Raw genomic sequence first — 18,980 nt, 5'->3', positions numbered from 1 at the left:
GACAACCAGCGCCGGTTTTTCTTCCCATCGACGACCAGAAGTCTGCCGCCATGCGTCCTGCCCGTGCCCTGATCGACCTTCAAGCCCTGCGTCACAACTACCGGATTGCCCGTGAAGTCACGGGGGCCAAAGCCCTCGCGGTGATCAAGGCTGATGCCTATGGCCATGGTGCGGTGCGTTGCGCCCAGGCGCTGGAAGCCGAGGCGGACGGGTTTGCCGTCGCTTGCATTGAAGAGGCCCTGGAGCTGCGAGCGGCGGGCATTCGTGCGCCGGTATTGCTGCTGGAAGGCTTTTTCGAAGCCGATGAGCTGTCGCTGATCGTCGAGCATGATTTCTGGTGCGTGGTGCATTCGCTGTGGCAACTCGAAGCGATCGAGAAAGCTGCATTGAGCAAACCGATTGTGGTCTGGCTCAAGCTCGACTCGGGCATGCACCGGGTCGGTCTGCATCCGAAGGATTATCAGGCGGGTTATCAACGGCTGCTGGCCAGCGGCAACGTGGCGAAAATCGTGCTGATGAGCCACTTCGCCCGCGCCGATGAACTGCACAGTCAAGCCAGTGCCGAACAGGTCGCGGTGTTCGAAGCGGCGCGTCAAGGTTTGTCCGCCGAGGTCAGCTTGCGCAACTCGCCGGCGGTGCTCGGTTGGCCACAGGTGCCGAGCGATTGGGTACGTCCGGGCATCATGCTCTATGGCGCCACGCCTTTCGAAGAGGCCAACGCCGTGGCCTCGCGCCTGCAACCGGTGATGACCCTAGAATCAAAAGTGATCAGTGTGCGCGAGCTGCCGGCCGGCGAGCCGATCGGCTACGGCGCGAAATTCATCACCCCGAAGCCGATGCGTGTTGGCGTGGTGGCCATGGGGTACGCCGATGGTTACCCGCGTCTGGCACCGACCGGCACGCCAGTAATGGTCGCCGGACAGCGCAGCCAGTTGATCGGCCGAGTGTCGATGGACATGCTTTGCATCGACCTGACCGATGTGCCGCAAGCCGGCCTCGGTTCGACCGTCGAGTTGTGGGGTAAAAACATCCTCGCCAGCGACGTGGCCATCGCCGCCGGCACAATTCCTTACCAGATCTTCTGCAACCTGCGCCGGGTGCCAATGCTCTATTCCGGGAGCTGACGCCAAACCACCCGCGCCCGAAGTCGCCTCGCCAAGCGGGATTCAGGTCAAAGTGTTGTAAATACTGAACGCTGTCGCCATGATAACGCTCAATATTCCAACAACCTGAATCCCTGGAGGCTCCTGCATTGGACGTCGGTGAACGACTGCAATCGATCCGCAAGCTCAAAGGTCTTTCCCAGCGTGAACTCGCCAAACGGGCGGGCGTCACCAACAGCACGATTTCGATGATCGAGAAAAATAGCGTCAGCCCCTCGATCAGTTCGCTGAGGAAGGTGTTGGGCGGGATTCCCATGTCCATGGTCGAGTTCTTTTCCGAAGAAATCCTGCAGGAAAAACCGACTCAGATCGTCTACAAGGCTAACGAACTGATCGATATTTCCGATGGCGCAGTGACCATGAAACTGGTCGGCCGGGCACACCCGAGCCGGGCTATCGCATTCCTCAATGAAATCTATCCGCCAGGCGCCGACACCGGTGACGAGATGCTCACCCATGAGGGCGAGGAAACCGGCATTTTGGTGGAAGGGCGGCTGGAACTGGTGGTCGGGCTTGAAACATTTGTGCTCGAAGCCGGCGATAGCTACTACTTTGAAAGTACCAAGCCGCATCGTTTCCGTAATCCGTTCGATGCGCCGGCGCGACTAATCAGCGCAGCAACACCGGCAAACTTTTAACAAAAGAGGCGCCCTGCCAGCATGGCCGAGGAACCCGAGCTGTTTTACCGTTGCGCAACAAGACCCCTTCGACTTTGGGGTTGTTTCAGTGTCGCGGGCTAACCGCTATACTTGCGCCCGCCTGCGAACCGTGGCCGTAGGCGTGACTAGCCACCATTGAGGGTGAACGCGTGAACCTAATTATGAAAATGCTGGCCGTACCAGCAACCGTATTGGCCCTGTGGGCTGTCAGCGCTCAAGCTGCGACGAACGACGAAATTGCCAAGCGCCTGGAGCCAGTTGGCCAGGTCTGTGTGACGGGTCAAGAGTGCAAGGGCATGGAAGTCGCCGCTGCTACTGGCGGCGGTGGCGGTGCCAAAGCACCTAAAGACGTTATTGCAAAACATTGCAACGCTTGCCATGGTACGGGCCTGCTCGGCGCGCCGAAAATCGGCGACAAGGCCGCCTGGAAAGAACGTGCCGATCACCAGGGCGGTCTCGACGGCATCCTGGCCAAAGCCATTACCGGTATCAACGCGATGCCGCCTAAAGGCACCTGCGCTGACTGCTCCGATGACGAGCTGAAGGGCGCCATCAAAGAGATGTCCGGCCTGTAACACGCCCGTCTCTTTCGCGAAAAAGCCGCTTTCGAGCGGCTTTTTTGTGCCTGGTGGTTCCCTGTAGGAGCTGCCGCAGGCTGCGATCTTTTGATCTTGATTGATAAAAACAAGATCAAAAGATCGCAGCCTTCGGCAGCGCCTACAGGTCAGGGTGATCTTCAGAGGCTGTTCAATGCAGCAAAGACCCGGCAAGCTCGGTCCAACCCCACGTCATGGAATGGAAGGGAGGTTCGGATGGTGCAGTTGTGTTCTATCGAGCAAGCGGTTGATGATGTGTTGGCGCGATTGCCGGCGCATATTCACATGGGCCTGCCCCTGGGCTTGGGCAAACCCAACCACTTCGTCAACGCGTTGTATCAACGCATCGCGCAATTGCCCGACCGTCAGCTGACGATCTACACCGCCCTTTGCCTCGGCCGTCCTGCGTTGGGTGACGGGCTGCAAAAGCGCTTTCTCGAGCCCTTTGTAGAACGGGTTTTTGGTGATTATCCGGAGCTGGATTTCCTCGCCGGCCTGCAGCGTGACAACCTGCCAGCCAACATTCACATCCAGCAGTTTTTCATGCTGCCGGGCAGCCTGCTTGACAGCGCATCGGCTCAGCAGGACTACGTCAGCAGCAACTACAGCCACGCCGCTCGGGACATCAATGCCGCCGGGTTGAACCTGGTGGCGCAATTGGTGGCCAGTCATCCCGAGCATCCAGACCGCTTGAGCCTGAGCTGCAACCCGGACATCACCCTCGACCTGTTGCCGATGATCGCCAAGCGTCGGGCTGCCGGGGAGACGATCCTGATGCTCGGCCAGGTGCATGACGATTTGCCCTACATGCCTGGTGATGCCGAAGTCGGGATCGACACCTTCGACCTGCTGATCGACGAGAAGGACAGCGCCACGCTGTTTTCCACGCCTAACATGCCGGTGGGTTTCCAGGATCACTTCATCGGTTTGCACGCCAGTACGCTGGTGCGCGATGGCGGCACCTTGCAGATCGGCATCGGTGCCATGGGCGATGCGTTGACTGCTGCGTTGTTGGCGCGTCAGGCCGACAGTGACGCTTACAAGGCCTTGCTGGCTGACGTGGATCTCAGCCAATGGGCGCAACTGATCGAGCGCGAAGGCGGCATCGAACCGTTCGCCAAAGGCCTGTACGGTTGCAGCGAAATGTTCGTCAACGGCTTGCTGGTACTGGCCGATGCCGGGATCGTGCGGCGCAAGGTCTACCCGGATGTACCGACTCAACAGCAGGCCAATGCCGGCATCCTCGACGAAGCCGCGCAAACCGACGGCATTTCGGTGCATGGCGGCTTTTTCCTCGGGCCGCGCAGCTTCTACGAACGCTTGCGCGAGTTGCCGCAAAGCAAGCGGCTCGAATTCAACATGACTCGCATCAGCTACATCAACGAGCTTTACGGGCAGGAAGAGCTGAAACGCTTGCAGCGGATTGATGCGCGGTTCATCAATACCGCGTTCACCATGACGTTGCTCGGCGCTGGCGTGGCCGATCAGCTGGAAGACGGGCGCGTGCTTAGCGGTGTGGGCGGGCAATACAACTTCGTTGCCCAGGGTCATGCGCTGCAAGGTGCGCGGTCAGTGTTGCTGCTGCGCAGTTGGCGGGAATCGGGCGGAGAGGTCAGTTCCAACATCGTCTGGGAGTACGGGCACTGCACGATCCCGCGACACCTGCGGGACATCGTGGTCACCGAATACGGCATCGCCGATTTGCGCGGCAAGACCGATGCGGCGGTGATCGAGGCGTTGCTGAATATCAGTGATTCGCGCTTCCAGGCGGGGCTGATTGAGCAAGCACAGAAGGTTGGCAAGTTACCGAAGGAATTCCGCCTCGATCCGCGTTTCACCGATAACCATCCTGAGCGTTTGCAGGCGATTCAGGCACGGCATGCGCAGTTGTTTGCAGAGTATCCGTTAGGCTGTGATTTCACTGAAGTGGAGCGGGATGTGTTACGGGCGCTGAACTGGCTCAAGAGCAAGTTCAAGCTGAGTGAAGTGCTGGAACTGGGGAAGGCTGCGCTGGATGCGCCGGAACCTTCGGCCTTTCCTGAGCATCTGGAGCGCGTGCGGCTGACGAGCCCTCAAGGGCTGAAAGAAGATCTGTATCAGCGTTTGCTGCTCACCGGCCTCAAGGCCACTGCGCAATAACCAGGAACGATGATCCCCTGTAGGAGCTGGCTTGCCAGCGATGAGGCCATAACATTCAACATGTATGTTGGCAGTTACACCGTCATCGCTGGCAAGCCAGCTCCTACAGGGATCACAGCGTTATTCGATGAAGGTTACAACGCCATCCTTCAGCGACTGCACACGCGCCAGCGATTCAACGCGATACCCCTGCGAATCCAGTTCCGCACGACCACCCTGGAACGACTTCTCGATCACGATCCCCAAACCGGCCACGGTCGCGCCGGCCTGCTTGATGATCGAAATCAGCGCCTGGGACGCCTTACCGTTGGCCAAAAAGTCATCAATGATCAGCACGCGGTCGCTGCTGGTCAGGTGGCGTGGGGAGATCGCCACGGTGCTTTCGGTCTTCTTGGTGAACGAGTAAACGGTCGCCGACAGCAGGTTTTCAGTCAGGGTCAGGGACTGTTGCTTGCGGGCGAAGATCACCGGAACGCCGAGGTTCAGACCGGTCATGATCGCCGGGGCGATGCCCGAGGCTTCGATGGTGACGATCTTGGTGATGCCCGAGTCCTTGAACAGCGCGGCGAATTCGTCACCGATCAGCTTCATCAGGGCCGGGTCGATCTGGTGGTTCAGAAAGGCGTCGACCTTCAGGACCTGGTCGGAAAGCACGATGCCTTGTTCGCGGATTTTCTGGTGCAGTGCTTCCATGAAGCTTTCCTCTACTGGCGCGAAATACGCCTAGCTTGTCAAAAGTTGTTTGTTTGAAAATGCTTTGATTAAAAAGTGCTCAATTCTAACGCTTTAACATCGCGCGTATATCCGCCAATGCGCTATTGCCGCGAACGGCTTTGACTTCGGTCGGGGTGTCGTCGTTGCCTTCCCAGGCCAGGTCGTCCGGCGGCAGTTCATCGAGGAAGCGGCTCGGCGCGCAGTCGATGATTTCGCCGTACTGCTTGCGCTTGGCGGCGAAGGTGAAAGCCAGGGTCTGGCGCGCGCGGGTAATGCCCACGTAGGCCAGGCGGCGCTCTTCTTCGATGGTGTCGGCTTCGATACTGGAGCGGTGCGGGAGGATTTCCTCTTCCATGCCCATGATGAACACGTAGGGGAATTCCAGGCCCTTGGAGGCGTGCAAGGTCATCATCTGCACGCCTTCGGCGCCGTCTTCCTCTTCTTGCTGGCGCTCCAGCATGTCGCGCAGGACGAGTTTGCCGATGGCGTCTTCGACGGTCATCTCGCCTTCTTCGTCTTTCTCCAGGGTGTTTTTCAACGCCTCGATCAGGAACCAGACGTTGCCCATTCGGTAGTCGGCCGCCTTGTCGCTGGAGCTGTTGGTGCGCAGCCAATTCTCGTAGTCGATGTCCATGACCATGCTGCGCAGGGCCGAGATCGGGTCTTCGCCGGCGCATTGCTCGCGCACCCTGTCCATGAAGCGCTTGAAGCGTGACAGGCGATCGGTGAAGCGGCTGTCCAGATGCTCGCCCAGGCCGATCTCGTCGGTGGCGGCGTACATCGAGATTTTTCGCTCGGTGGCGTAGTTGCCCAGTTTCTCCAGCGTCGTCGAACCGATTTCCCGGCGAGGGACGTTGATCACCCGCAGGAAGGCGTTGTCGTCGTCCGGGTTCACGATCAGGCGGAAGTAGGCCATTAGATCCTTCACTTCCTGGCGCCCGAAGAAGCTGTTGCCGCCGGACAAGCGATACGGCACCTGATGGTGCTGCAATTTCAGCTCGATCAGCTTGGCCTGGTAGTTGCCGCGATACAGGATCGCGAAATCGCTGTAAGGGCGGTCGGTGCGCAAGTGCAGGCTGAGGATTTCCACGGCCACGCGCTCGGCTTCGGCGTCTTCGTTGCGGCAGCGGATCACCCGGATCTCGTCGCCGTGGCCCATTTCACTCCACAGCTGCTTTTCGAATTCGTGGGGGTTGTTCGAGATCAGCACGTTGGCGCAACGCAGGATGCGGCTGGTGGAGCGGTAGTTCTGCTCCAGCATCACCACTTTCAAGGACGGATAGTCTTCCTTGAGCAACATCAAGTTTTCCGGCCGCGCGCCGCGCCAGGCGTAAATCGACTGGTCGTCGTCGCCCACCACGGTGAACTGGTTACGCTTGCCGATCAGCATCTTTACCAGCAGGTATTGGCTGGCGTTGGTGTCCTGGTATTCGTCCACCAGCAGGTAGCGCACCTTGTTCTGCCATTTTTCCAGAATGTCAGCGTGTTCTTCGAACAGCTTCACCGGCAGCAGGATCAGGTCGTCAAAGTCCACCGCGTTAAACGCCTTGAGCGTGCGCTGATAGTGGGTGTAGACGATGGCAGCGGTCTGTTCCTTGGGGTTGCGCGCGTTTTCCAGGGCCTGGGCCGGCAGGATCAGGTCGTTTTTCCAGGCGCCGATCATGTTCTTGATCTCGTCGACGCCGTCGTCGCCCGAGTATTCCTTCTGCATGATGTCGGTCATCAAGGCTTTCACGTCGGTCTCGTCGAAGATCGAGAAACCGGGTTTGTAGCCCAGCCGCACGTGTTCCTTGCGGATGATGTTAAGGCCCAGGTTGTGGAACGTGCAGACCGTCAGGCCACGGCCTTCGCCGGCGCGCAGCAGGGTGCCGACCCGCTCCTTCATCTCCCGCGCAGCCTTGTTGGTGAAGGTCATGGCGACGATGTACTGGGCGCGGATGCCGCAGTTCTGGATCAGGTGCGCAATTTTGCGCGTGATCACGCTGGTCTTGCCGGAGCCAGCACCGGCGAGCACCAATAGAGGGCCGCCGACGTAGTTCACGGCTTCTTGCTGCCGGGGATTGAGTCGGGACATACGTAAATTCAGGAGTCAGTCACGAAATGGGCCGGCATTTTAACAGGCTCAGCGAATTGTGCTGCTCTGTCCGACTTGTGACGCACAACGCTATCTATATTTGCCGGTTTTGATACTTTCACGCAGGATGCGCAAGGAAATTGCGGCTAATGTTCGTAATTCCGGATACAAAGGTCTCGTTTGATAACTGATGTCATTGTCATTAGTTATCGGCACGGCATAATGCCGGTCGCCTACATCTTTGCAGAGTCTAGGGAGCTAGCTTGTCTACGCCTGTCGAACCCTTGCGTTTGCTGCTACTGGCCGAAGAGCCAGCGTGGGCAGCGTTGTTGCGCGAGTGTCTGGCTCCGATGGGGAGCTCGGCCGTGCTCATCAGCGCGCCGAGTTGGGAGTCGGTCAGCAGCCTGTTTGAAGACAACCGCAGTGCGGTGTTGTTGACGATCCCGGCACTTCAGCCGGCACCCGGCCGTTGCAGTCTGCCAACGGTGTTGTTGCTCGAACATGAACCACAGTTTGCGCCTGACGGTGTGAGCGACTGGCTGGTCCGCGACCATCTCGACCCGGGCATGCTGCGCCGGTGCCTGCGGCATGTGCGTGAACGTGGCGTGCTGGAAACCACTCTGCAACGCCTGGCCGAACAAGACCCGCTGACCGGCATCGCCAACCGCCAGGGTTTTCAGACCTTGCTGACAGCGCGACTGGCGGAAAACGAGGGGCGCGGCCTGGCACTGGGCCACCTCGATCTCGACAACTTCCGTCACGCCAACGATGCTCTCGGCCACCAGGCCGGTGATCGTTTGATCCTGCAAGTGGTTGCGCGGCTCAAAAGCCAGCTTGAGGCCGGCGATCAACTGGCACGACTGGGCAGCGATGAATTCGCCTTGCTGATCGACACCCGCCGCGCTCCACAGCGCGCCGAATGGATGGCCGAACGCATTACCGAAGCGCTGGCCGAACCCTATTGGGTCGACGGTGAAAGCCTGTTGATCGGCTCCAGCCTCGGCATTGCCCACGCCCGTGCCCAGGCCGGTGCCGATCCGTTGATGTGGCACGCACACATCGCCATGCAACAAGCCAAGAGCACCCAGGGTTGCACCTTTCACATCTTCAACGAACGCATCAACCGCAATGCCCGCAGCATCGCCGACCTCGAAACCGAGTTGCGCCGGGCGTTACGCCGCGATGAGCTGGAGCTGCATTACCAGCCACGCCTGAACCTTGAGGACGGGCAAATCGTCGGTCTCGAAGCTTTGGTGCGCTGGCGTCACAGTGAGCGCGGCTTGCTGCCGCCAAGCGAATTCGTGCCGCTGGCCGAGCAAAGCGGTTTGATCGTGCCACTCGGCTACTGGGTGATTTCCCGAGCGTTGCGCGACATGCAGGCGTTACGCGAACGCGGTCTGCCACCGTTGCACATGGCGATCAACCTGTCGTTCCGCCAGTTTCAGGACAGCCAGTTGCTCTCGACCCTGAGCCGACTGATTGCAGAGCGCGGTGTCGAGGCGCAGTGGCTGGAATTCGAATTGACTGAAACCGCGGTCATGCGCCGCAGTGATCTGGTCAAGCAGACCATGGACGCTCTGGGGCGCCTCGGCGTGCGCTTCTCCCTCGATGACTTCGGCACCGGGTTTTCATCGTTCGTGCACCTCAACAGCCTGCCGATCACCTTGCTGAAGATCGACAAGAGCTTTGTCGGCGGCATGGAACAACGGGAAGAGAACCGCAAACTGGTCCACGCCATGATCAACCTGGCGCACAACCTTAATCTGGAAGTGGTTGCTGAAGGGGTAGAAACGCCGGAGCAGCTGGACTTGTTGCGTGGGTTTGATTGCGATCAGGTGCAGGGTTACCTGATCAGCAAGCCGTTGCCGTTGGCGGAGTTGGTGGAGTACTTGACGTTCGGCAGCAGTCAGCAGGCGCCGTTGGAAATCGTGGTTTAACCGTAAAACCTGTAAGAACGCGGTTTTGTGGCGAGGGAGCTTGCTCCCGCTGGGTCGCGCAGCGACCCCAAAAGCTTTGCGACTGCTCCGCAGCCGAGCGGGAGCAAGCTCCCTCGCCACAAAAGCAAGGCGGATTTCAGTCAGGCTGGGCCATCTGGAAACCATTCTCTGCCGCCGGCTCGCGCCGAATCATCCGCTTCATCTTCCACTCAAACGCCAACGTCAGACTCACCGCCGCACACGCCAGGCCCAACGCCAACCCCCACCACACGCCCGTCGGCCCCCAATTCAAATGGAACGCCATCCACCACGCGGCCGGTGCGCCAATCAGCCAGTAACAACCCAGTCCAACGAGGAACGTGGTCTTGGCATCCTTGAGCCCGCGGATGCAGCCCATGGCGATGGTTTGCGTGCCGTCGAACAGTTCAAACCACGCCGCCACTGCCAGCAGGCTTACCGCCAGGTTGATGACGTCACGGAACGCCGGGTCGTTGTGGTCGAGAAACAGGCCGATCAACTGATTCGGCAGCAGCCAGAACACCATGGCAAAGCACAGCATCGCCGCCGCACCGAAGGCGATGCCGACCCGTCCGGCCAGTCGCGCGTCCAGCAGTTGCCCGGCGCCGTAGTGCTGGCCGATGCGCATGGTGATCGCGTAGGAAATCCCCGCCGGGACCATGAACGCCACGGAAACAATTTGCAGGGCGATCTGATGTGCCGCCAATTGCGTGCTGCCCATGGTGCCCATGCACAGCGCCGCGAAGGCAAACAGCCCGACTTCCACCGCATAGGTGCCGCCAATCGGCAGGCCCAGGCGCCACAGCTCTTTCAGGTATTGCCGGTTCAGCCGCGATAGTCCCTGACGCAGCGGATAAGCGTCATAAGCTTGATGCCGGCGAATGTGCCACGCCAGCGCCAGTGCCATGAGATTGGCCACGATCGCCGTGACCAGGCCGATGCCCATCAAGCCCAGTTTCGGCAGGCCGAACATGCCGGTGATCAATGCATAGTTGAGCAGGAAGTTGGCCACCGTACCGCCCAGGCTGATGACCATCACCGGCGTCGCGCGGCCAATGGCGCTGGTGAAGCCGCGCAAGGCCATGAAGCTGAGGTAGCCGGGCAAGGCGAACGGCAGGAAAATCAGAAACTGTCCGGCCGACTGCACGTTGCTTTCGGTCTGGCCGAACAACAGCAACACCGGTTTCAGATTCCACAACAGCAAACCGGCGACCAACGCCATCAACCACGCCAGCCACAATCCGGCCTGGGTCAACCGGGTCGCGCCGACAATGTCGCCCGCGCCCTGACGGATCGCCACCAATGTGCCGACCGCCGCAATCACGCCGATGCAGAAAATCGATACGAAGGAATAGGTCGCAGCGCCGAGACCGCCGCCGGCCAGTGCCTCGGGACTCAAGCGCGCCATCATCAAAGTGTCGGTGAGGACCATCAGCATGTGCGCCAACTGCGAGGCAATCAACGGCCCCGCCAGCCGCAGGATGGCCCAGAGTTCAATACGCGCTGGATGCTGCATGGTCATCACGCTCGATGGTCAGAGAGAACAGGAAAGCGTCGATTCTCGGCGCTCTGCGGGGTTTGCACAAAGGGATAAAAAGGATGGATGGCATGAGTCAAACTCATGCTGGCAAGTTTCTGCTAGGGTGGCCGAATTCGGTTGTAGGAGCTTTCCCAATGTCACGTCGTCTTCCTCCCTTGTATGCCCTGCGCGCATTCGAAGCAGCGGCGCGGCACAGTTCGTTCACCCGTGCCGCTGAAGAGCTGTCGATCACCCAAAGTGCGGTCAGTCGGCATATTCGTACGCTCGAAGAGCATTTTGCCTGCCGCTTGTTTCACCGCAGTGGTCGCAATTTGCAGCTGACCGAGTCAGCCCGAATGCTGTTGCCGGGCATTCGCGAGGGCTTCACTGCCCTGGAGCGAGCCTGCAATACCTTGCGCGCCGAAGACGACATCCTGCGCATGAAAGCCCCGTCGACCCTGACCATGCGCTGGCTGCTTGCGCGCCTCAGTCGCTTCCGCCATTTGCAGCCGGGCAACGAGGTGCAATTGACCAGCGCCTGGATGGATATCGATTCGGTGGACTTCAACGATGAGCCGTTCGATTGCGCAGTGTTATTGAGCAACGGACATTTCCCTCCGGATTGGGAGGCGAGTTACCTGTTCCCCGAGGAATTGATCCCGGTGGGCGCGCCCAATCTCCTGAACGATCAGCCATGGGATGTGGCGCGTCTGGTCAACACCGAACTGCTGCACCCGACACCGGACCGCCGCGACTGGCGCAATTGGCTGGAGCGCATGGGGCTCGCCGAGCAGGTGTCGCTCAAGGGCGGGCAGGTGTTCGACACGCTGGAGCTGGGCATGATCGCGGCCGCCCGAGGTTACGGCGTGTCCATGGGCGATTTGCTGATGGTGGCGGAGGATGTGGCCCAGGGACGTCTGAGTCTGCCGTGGCCGACCGCCGTTGCCAGCGGTGAGAAATATTACCTGGTCTGGCCGAAAACCCGCCCCGGCGGTGAGCGGATGCGCCGGCTCAGCGACTTCCTGCAAAACGAAGTCAGGGCCATGGAATTGCCCGATGTCGAGCACTTGAGCTGAAACGATGAAGCCGCCGCAGTAGCGGCCTTGAGCCATATCCCGGTTAATTGCTCAAGTATTCCCGCTGGCCGCCGAATATCTGCACATGGAACCTTCGTGCAGGTTCGATGCTTTCCCCATTATTAGAAATTTTGCTGAGTATGCGCTGCGATCAGGATGATCTGGCTGCTCGGCCAGGAGCTGTCATGTCTCAACCTCGTGCCCGGATCGCTTCACAGCTTGGTCTCGCGCTCGCCGTGATTCTAGCGATTGTCATCACTGGCAGTAGCGTGTTCGCCCTGCGCTCGCTGGATACCGCCAACCTCGCTACCCGCGAAGAGCACCTGGCCAGCGAGGCCCGGTTGCTGGCCGATCAATTGAGCACCTTTCACGGCACGTTGCGTGAGAGCACCCAGCGTCTCGCCGGTCTGTTCGAGAAGCGTTTCAGTGCCGGCCTGAGCGTGCACCCGGATGAGCCGGTGGCCGTCGCGGGTACTCAGACGCCGGGGCTGCACCTGGGCAGCGACGTACTGAACAATAATTTCAACGAAGTGGACGAGTTCAAGCAATTGACTGCGGGGGTGGCCACGGTATTCGTGCGCAGCGGTGAAGACTTCATTCGCGTCAGCACATCCTTGACCAAGCAGGATGGCAATCGGGCTATCGGTACGCTGCTCGATCACGCCAACCCGGCTTATGCACGCTTGATGGCGGGGCAGAGCTATGTCGGACGCGCGCTGCTGTTTGATCGTTTCTATATGACGCAATACACCCCCGTGCGGGATGGCGGCGGTAAGGTCATCGCCGTGCTGTTTGTAGGATTTGATTACACCGACGCGCAGAAAGCGCAGTTCGAAAACCTCAAGCGTTTCCGCATCGGTCAGACCGGTTCTCTGGCGTTGCTGGACGAGCAGAACAAGTGGCTGGTGCCGATTGCCGGGGTGCAAGTACCGGATCAGGCCATTGCGACCATCAACGGCTTGGCGAAAACACCAGGCAAGGGAGATTTCTGGAGCGACAAGTCCGAAGATTTCTATAGCGTGGCCGTGCCGTTCGAAGGCGGGCCGTGGTCGGTGGTGGCGAGCATGCCGAAAACCGAGATCAGCGCCGTGACCTGGAGCGTCGGCATTCAATTGGCCATCGGCAGTCTGTTGGCGATGCTGATCGCGGTGGGTTCAGCGGTCTGGTTGCTGCGCAGCAAACTCGCGCCGCTGGGTGATCTGGTACGTCAGGCCGAGGCGTTGGGTGCCGGTGATCTGAGCGTGCGCCTGAGCGTGTCGAGCAACGACGAAATCGGCCAGCTGGCCCGCGCTTTCAATCAGATGAGCCAAGCGCTGTCGACCATGGTCGAGCACATCCGCAACGCCTCGATGGAGGTCAATAGCCGCGCTCAGGCCTTGTCCGGTTTGTCCGGTGGCGCCTATGAAGGCATGGAGCAGCAATCCGGCGAAATCACCAGCATGGCCGGGGCCGTGGAAGAGTTCAGCGCCACGTCCCTGAACATCGCCGACAACATGGGCAGCACCCAGCGTCTGGCCCAGGAAAACGCACAGCAAACCCAGATCGGTCGCACGTCCATGGACGAAGCGTCCTCGTCGCTGGAGCAAATCGCCGGTGCGTTGAACAGCACGGCGACGGTGATCAACACCTTGGGTCAACGCTCCCAGGAAATCGGCGGCATCGTCGGTGTGATCACCTCGATTGCCGAACAGACCAACCTGCTGGCGCTGAATGCTGCGATCGAAGCCGCTCGCGCCGGTGAGCAGGGTCGTGGTTTTGCCGTAGTAGCAGATGAGGTGCGCAACCTGGCCTCGCGGACCCGTCAGGCCACGGACGAAATTTCCGTGATGATCCAGAGCATCCAACAGGAAACCGGCAACGCCATTAGCACCATGGAGCAGGGCAATGTGCTGATGCAGGAAGGCTTGTCGCGCAATGCCAACGTGGCTTCGGCACTGGCGCGGATCGACGAACAAAGCCGCTCGGCCGGTCAGCAATTTGCTGCGATTACCACGGCGACTCAGGAGCAGAGCAGCACTGCGACTTTGCTCAGCAGCAATTTGCAGAGTATTGCCCTGGCCAACAGTGAGCAGCGTGAGGTGGTGTCCAACCTGGCGGTCACTGCTAAAGAGCTGGAGAAACTGGCGGCGGATTTGCGTTCCGAGGTTGACCGCTTCCGTTGAGGCGCGGCTGAAATCGCCATCGCGGGCAAGCCCGCTCCCACAGGGTTTGTTGGTCTGCAATCGTGTGAAGCACGCTGAACCTCTGGGAGCGTGGCTTGCCCGCGATGGGAGCGACGCGGTGTCGGCACTTATTGCGTCGCCGGCCGATACTGCAATGCTTCGGCCAGATGCTCGCGGCTGATCCCTTCGACCTGCTCCAGATCCGCCAACGTCCGCGCTACCTTCAGCAACCGGTGCGCCGAACGCAGCGAAAGGGTTAGCCGTTCACAGGCGTTTTCCAGCCAATGCTCATCGGCTGTGGATAACTTGCAGTGCCGACGAACCCCCGGCAGATCAAGGAAAGCGTTGGCGCAGCCCTGACGTTTTTGCTGTCGTTCGCGAGCCTCAGCGACCAGTGCTGCTGCGCTGGCGCTGTCCTCTCCTGGTTTCACTGCCGGATTCAACGCGGTGGCCTCCCGCGCCACGGTCAGGTGCAAGTCGATCCGATCCAGCAACGGTCCTGAGAGTTTGTTGCGATAACGCTGAACCATGTCAGGTGTGCAAGAGCACCGCCCAGTGGGTTCACCAAGATATCCACAGGGGCACGGATTCATCGCCGCCACCAACTGAAAACGCGCCGGAAACCGAACACGATCTTTCGCCCGCGAAATCACGATATGGCCGGATTCCAGTGGCTCCCTTAAAACCTCCAGCACCTTGCGATCAAACTCTGGCAGCTCATCCAGGAACAGCACGCCATGATGAGCAAGTGTGATCTCGCCGGGTTGTGGTTTCGAGCTGCCGCCAACCAACGCCGGGCCGGAGGCAGAGTGATGGGGTTGCCTGAACGGGCGCTGCGGCCAATGGCTCAACGGCGTGCAACTGCTGACTGACTGAATTGCCGCCACTTCCAGAGCTTCGCTTTCGCTCAGCGGTGGCAGCAATCCTGGCAGGCGGCTCGCCAGAAGCGTCTTGCCGGTACCTGGAGGCCCGCTGAACAGCAAGTTGTGCGCCCCCGCTGCAGCAATCAACAGCGCCCGTTTGGCAGCTTGCTGCCCCTGTACTTCATTCAAATCGGGGTAGGGCTTGCTCGCGTGAATCAAACCATCCGAGACATACGGTTCAACCGGCGTGTGCCCGTTGAAATGGGCGACGGCTTCCAGCAGATGATCCACCGCAATCACCTTCAGTCCCGACGCGAGACAGGCCTCCTCGGCGTTCACCCGCGGCACCATCAACGAACGCCCGGCCTTGCGCGCCGCCAATGCCGCTGGCAACACCCCACGAACCGCCCGCACCGCGCCTGACAGCGCCAGTTCTCCCAGACACTCCACATCATCCAGCGTCAACGCCGGCACCTGCACACTGGCCGAAAGAATCCCCAAGGCAATCGCCAAATCGAACCGCCCGCCATCCTTGGGCAAATCCGCCGGGGCCAGATTGAGCGTGATCCGCCGTGCCGGAAATTGCAGCCCCGAATTGATGATCGCACTGCGCACCCGATCCTTGCTCTCCTTCACCGCGGCCTCGGGCAGGCCGACCATGGTCAGCGACGGCAAGCCGTTGGCCAGATGGACTTCGACGGTAACAGCAGGCGCTTCCACACCCACCTGGGCGCGGCTGTGGACGATGGCGAGAGACATGGTCGTTCCTTGAATTGTACAGGGGGCCGCTTCCTGCGGGTTTTTCAAGGGTAGTTGGCGGGGGAGATTCTGGCGGGGCGGTTGAGGAGGCAAACCTTCACTGGATGTTGCAGGTGCTTAACCTGTAGGAGCCGGCTTGCTGGCGATGGCGACAAGTCAGTCAACATCGTTGTTGAATGATCAAACGCGATCGCCAGCAAGCCGGCTCCTGCAGTTATTCGGTTTGTGCTGGTGGGTTTAGCTTCGCTTCCATCTCAGCGACCTTGGCCTCAAGTGCCTCCAACCGTGCCCGTGTCCGCGCCAGTACGACCATCTGACTATCAAACTCTTCCCGGCTCACCAGATCCAGTTTGCTGAAGCCACTCTGTAGCAACATTTTGAACTGACTTTCGATCTCTGCTTTCGGCAGTGGGGTGTCGCCGCTGAAGAGGCGGGAGGCGGTGCCCGTCAGGGCGTCGAGGAAGTCTTTGGGCGCGAGCATGGGAAATGTCCTGGTATCAATGGCGGGCAGTGTATCACGCAGTGTCTATAGTCAAATTCGCAGGCAAGGGATGCACGCTTTTCGCGCATGCAGACGGACGGCGTCGCACCGTTGTTGTGCGTAACGAGCCGAGTGTTGTTGCGAAGTGGTTACGATCAGAGGGCAAAGGCTTGAAATCAGTGAAAATTCTGGAGATGGCAAGCTTTCTGCTTAGCCCCTGATGACCCATGCACTGATGCAGTCGCTGTGACGAATGCAGTGCGCCGAACGAAACGCGGGGAGTGTTTCGCAAGGAGCGGTTAGCTGGCGTCGGACGGGCAAGTAAGGCCGACGATGCGTTACAAAGCCAGGCACTGCGCTTAGACTTGAGACGGGTTTGTTTTCCTGGGGCAAGTCCACCAATTCGGGAGAGAGTTTTCATGAAGCTAGTCACTGCCATCATCAAGCCGTTCAAGTTGGACGACGTGCGCGAGTCGTTGTCCGAGATCGGCGTGCAGGGCATTACCGTTACTGAAGTAAAAGGCTTCGGTCGGCAGAAGGGTCACACCGAGCTGTATCGCGGCGCGGAGTACGTGGTCGATTTCCTGCCAAAGGTGAAGATTGATGTCGCCATTGACGACAAGGATCTCGACCGGGTTATCGAGGCGATAACCAAGGCCGCCAACACCGGCAAGATCGGTGACGGCAAGATCTTCGTGGTCAATCTGGAACAGGCGATTCGCATCCGTACCGGCGAAACCGATACCGACGCAATCTAAGCCGCCACAAACCCAACGCCCCAGGAGAAAACAATATGACTCTGCGTAAATTCGCAGGGCTAGGAGCCCTGTTGTCCCTCGTAATGCCCAGCCTGGCCATGGCGGCAGACGAAGTGGCAGCTCCAGTCCTCAACTCCGGCGACACCGCCTGGATGTTGACCTCGACAGCCCTCGTGCTGTTCATGACCATTCCCGGCCTCGCGCTGTTCTACGGCGGCATGGTTCGGTCGAAAAACATTCTTTCCGTGATGATGCAGTGCTTCGCCATTACCGGTCTGATCAGCGTCCTGTGGGTCATTTATGGCTACAGCATCGCGTTCGACACCACGGGCATGGAGCAGGGCGTCGTCAACTTCAACTCGTTCTTCGGCGGCATGGGCAAGGCGTTCCTCGCCGGTGTCACGCCAGCCAGCCTGACCGGCCCGGCAGCGCTGTTCCCTGAGGCGGTGTTCATCACTTTCCAGATGACCTTTGCCATCATCACCCCAGCGCTGATCGTCGGTGCCTTCGCCGAGCGGATGAAGTTCTCCGCGATGCTGATCTTCATGGGCATCTGGTTCACCCTGGTTTATGCACCGATCGCGCACATGGTCTGGTCCGGCAACGGCGGCCTGATGTGGGACTGGGGCGTGCTCGACTTCGCTGGCGGCACCGTGGTGCACATCAACGCCGGTGTGGCCGGTCTGATTGCCTGCCTGGTACTGGGCAAGCGCAAAGGCTTCCCGACCACGCCGATGGCGCCGCACAACCTCGGCTATACCCTGATGGGCGCGGCGATGCTGTGGGTCGGTTGGTTCGGTTTCAACGCCGGTTCCGCTGCTGCGGCCAACGGCACCGCCGGCATGGCGATGCTCGTTACACAAATCGCTACCGCTGCCGCTGCACTGGGCTGGATGTTCGCTGAGTGGGTCACCCACGGTAAGCCAAGCGCACTGGGTATTGCTTCGGGTGTGGTTGCTGGCCTGGTTGCGATTACCCCGGCGGCTGGCACCGTAGGCCCGATGGGCGCTCTGGTGATCGGTCTTGCAGCTGGTGTGGTGTGCTTCTTCTGCGCAACCACCCTGAAACGCAAACTCGGCTATGACGATTCCCTGGATGCCTTCGGCGTACACGGTATCGGCGGTATCCTCGGCGCGATCCTGACCGGTGTGTTCGCTGCACCGTCCCTGGGTGGCTTCGGCACCGTGACCGACATCGCCGCACAAGTGTGGATTCAATGCAAAGGCGTGGGCTTCACGGTGATCTACACCGCGATCGTCACCTTCATCATTCTCAAGGTGCTGGATGCCGTCATGGGTCTGCGCATCACTGAAGAAGAAGAGGCTGTCGGTATCGATCTGGCGCTTCACAACGAACGCGGCTACAACTTGTAAGTACGCGCATAAAAAACTTGCCCGGCTTGCCGGGCATTTTTTTGTCTGGAATTTGTCATCAAAGGAAGCGCTGAAAGGTTTTTTCTTACAGCTTTTACGACGTTTACGACGAGTGTTTTTGTGCCGCCAATGGCTTACAGGATAGAAGGAATATTAGGGCCTTTGTTTTTTCCCAGAGCGCGCTAGAATGCGCCCCGAACGTGCGGAGAACTGTATGTGGCAACAGACTCTGATTACCCTGCGGGCGAGGCCCCGGGGCTTTCATCTGGTAACGGACGAGTTACTCGCCGGCCTGCCTGAACTCAAGGCGTGTCGGGTCGGTCTGTTGCATTTGTGGCTGCAGCATACCTCGGCGTCGTTGACCATCAACGAGAACGCCGATCCGGCGGTACGTCGCGACTTCGAACGATTTTTCAATCGTCTGATCCCACAAGGAACAGACGGATATGAGCATAACGACGAAGGCCTGGACGACCTCCCGGCGCACTTCAAGGCCAGCGTGCTTGGCTGTCAGCTCAGTTTGCCGATCTCGGCGGGCCGACTGGCGTTAGGGACCTGGCAAGGCGTTTATCTGGGCGAGCACCGTGATCATGGCGGTGCTCGTAAAGTCCTCGCCACCGTGCACGGTGAAGGGGCATAACCGCTGGTCAGCAGCGGTTGTTGATTTTTTTCCGGCAGCCTTCGACAGA

The 18,980-nt window shown here is 59.8% G+C and carries 15 protein-coding genes; 10 read left to right on the top strand and 5 right to left on the bottom strand.

Translation table 11 applies throughout. The annotated features are described in order from the left end of the window. Positions 1-50 precede the first annotated feature (50 nt). From alr to NL64_RS08585, 4 genes are all read left to right on the top strand, one after another. A complete protein-coding gene (gene alr, locus NL64_RS08600; protein ID WP_034147704.1) occupies positions 51-1,124 on the top strand; it encodes an alanine racemase in 1,074 nt (357 codons plus the stop codon). A 128-nt stretch (positions 1,125-1,252) separates the two neighbouring features. After that, on the top strand, positions 1,253-1,801 hold the full coding sequence (locus NL64_RS08595; protein WP_007947433.1) for a cupin domain-containing protein: 549 nt from the start codon (positions 1,253-1,255) through the stop codon (positions 1,799-1,801). Between the two features lie 182 nt (positions 1,802-1,983). Then, positions 1,984-2,397, top strand: coding sequence for a c-type cytochrome (locus tag NL64_RS08590; RefSeq protein ID WP_034147703.1), 414 nt, complete (start codon positions 1,984-1,986; stop codon positions 2,395-2,397). 237 nt (positions 2,398-2,634) lie between these two features. Then, positions 2,635-4,557: an acetyl-CoA hydrolase/transferase C-terminal domain-containing protein gene (locus tag NL64_RS08585; protein ID WP_034147702.1), complete on the top strand. Its 1,923-nt coding sequence runs from the start codon at positions 2,635-2,637 to the stop codon at positions 4,555-4,557. Positions 4,558-4,677: 120 nt separating this feature from the next. Here the strand turns inward: NL64_RS08585 and NL64_RS08580 are convergent, their stop codons facing one another. Next, entirely contained in the window at positions 4,678-5,250 is a 573-nt protein-coding gene (locus NL64_RS08580) for a xanthine phosphoribosyltransferase (RefSeq protein ID WP_034147701.1), read from the bottom strand. A gap of 85 nt (positions 5,251-5,335) precedes the next feature. Beyond that, positions 5,336-7,345: a DNA helicase Rep gene (gene rep / locus NL64_RS08575; protein WP_034147700.1), complete on the bottom strand. Its 2,010-nt coding sequence runs from the start codon at positions 7,343-7,345 to the stop codon at positions 5,336-5,338. A gap of 263 nt (positions 7,346-7,608) precedes the next feature. On the opposite strand from rep, the gene NL64_RS08570 reads away from it, so the two are divergent. Further along, the gene (locus tag NL64_RS08570) at positions 7,609-9,282 is read left to right on the top strand and encodes a putative bifunctional diguanylate cyclase/phosphodiesterase (RefSeq protein WP_034147699.1); all 1,674 of its coding nucleotides are present in this window, start codon (positions 7,609-7,611) and stop codon (positions 9,280-9,282) included. Positions 9,283-9,418: 136 nt separating this feature from the next. Here NL64_RS08570 and NL64_RS08565 read toward each other — a convergent pair whose 3' ends face one another. Continuing rightward, positions 9,419-10,816: a NorM family multidrug efflux MATE transporter gene (locus NL64_RS08565; protein WP_034147757.1), complete on the bottom strand. Its 1,398-nt coding sequence runs from the start codon at positions 10,814-10,816 to the stop codon at positions 9,419-9,421. Between the two features lie 158 nt (positions 10,817-10,974). Here NL64_RS08565 and NL64_RS08560 point away from each other — a divergent pair, with 158 nt between their 5' ends. Next, positions 10,975-11,895, top strand: coding sequence for a LysR substrate-binding domain-containing protein (locus NL64_RS08560; protein WP_034147698.1), 921 nt, complete (start codon positions 10,975-10,977; stop codon positions 11,893-11,895). A gap of 185 nt (positions 11,896-12,080) precedes the next feature. Next, a complete protein-coding gene (locus NL64_RS08555) occupies positions 12,081-14,057 on the top strand; it encodes a methyl-accepting chemotaxis protein (protein ID WP_034147697.1) in 1,977 nt (658 codons plus the stop codon). A gap of 128 nt (positions 14,058-14,185) precedes the next feature. Here the strand turns inward: NL64_RS08555 and NL64_RS08550 are convergent, their stop codons facing one another. Then, a complete protein-coding gene (locus NL64_RS08550) occupies positions 14,186-15,679 on the bottom strand; it encodes a YifB family Mg chelatase-like AAA ATPase (RefSeq protein ID WP_034147696.1) in 1,494 nt (497 codons plus the stop codon). Between the two features lie 214 nt (positions 15,680-15,893). Then, positions 15,894-16,160 carry an accessory factor UbiK family protein gene (locus tag NL64_RS08545; protein WP_034147695.1) on the bottom strand — a complete coding sequence of 89 codons (267 nt, stop codon included), beginning with the start codon at positions 16,158-16,160 and terminating at the stop codon, positions 15,894-15,896. Between the two features lie 419 nt (positions 16,161-16,579). Here NL64_RS08545 and glnK point away from each other — a divergent pair, with 419 nt between their 5' ends. The 3 genes from glnK (at position 16,580) to NL64_RS08530 (ending at position 18,931) form a co-directional block, all read left to right on the top strand. After that, a complete protein-coding gene (gene glnK / locus NL64_RS08540; protein ID WP_002555808.1) occupies positions 16,580-16,918 on the top strand; it encodes a P-II family nitrogen regulator in 339 nt (112 codons plus the stop codon). Between the two features lie 35 nt (positions 16,919-16,953). After that, a complete protein-coding gene (locus NL64_RS08535; protein ID WP_034147694.1) occupies positions 16,954-18,291 on the top strand; it encodes an ammonium transporter in 1,338 nt (445 codons plus the stop codon). Between the two features lie 214 nt (positions 18,292-18,505). Further along, positions 18,506-18,931, top strand: a complete 426-nt coding sequence (locus NL64_RS08530; protein WP_007989493.1) for a secondary thiamine-phosphate synthase enzyme YjbQ — start codon at positions 18,506-18,508, stop codon at positions 18,929-18,931. Positions 18,932-18,980: the final 49 nt, after the last annotated feature.

This window comes from Pseudomonas fluorescens, assembly GCF_000802965.1.
In the GTDB taxonomy this organism is placed as follows: Bacteria; Pseudomonadota; Gammaproteobacteria; order Pseudomonadales; family Pseudomonadaceae; genus Aquipseudomonas; species Aquipseudomonas fluorescens_A.
The sequence above is the reverse complement of the archived record's forward strand: the minus strand, read 5'-3'. Positions and strand labels throughout refer to the sequence as shown.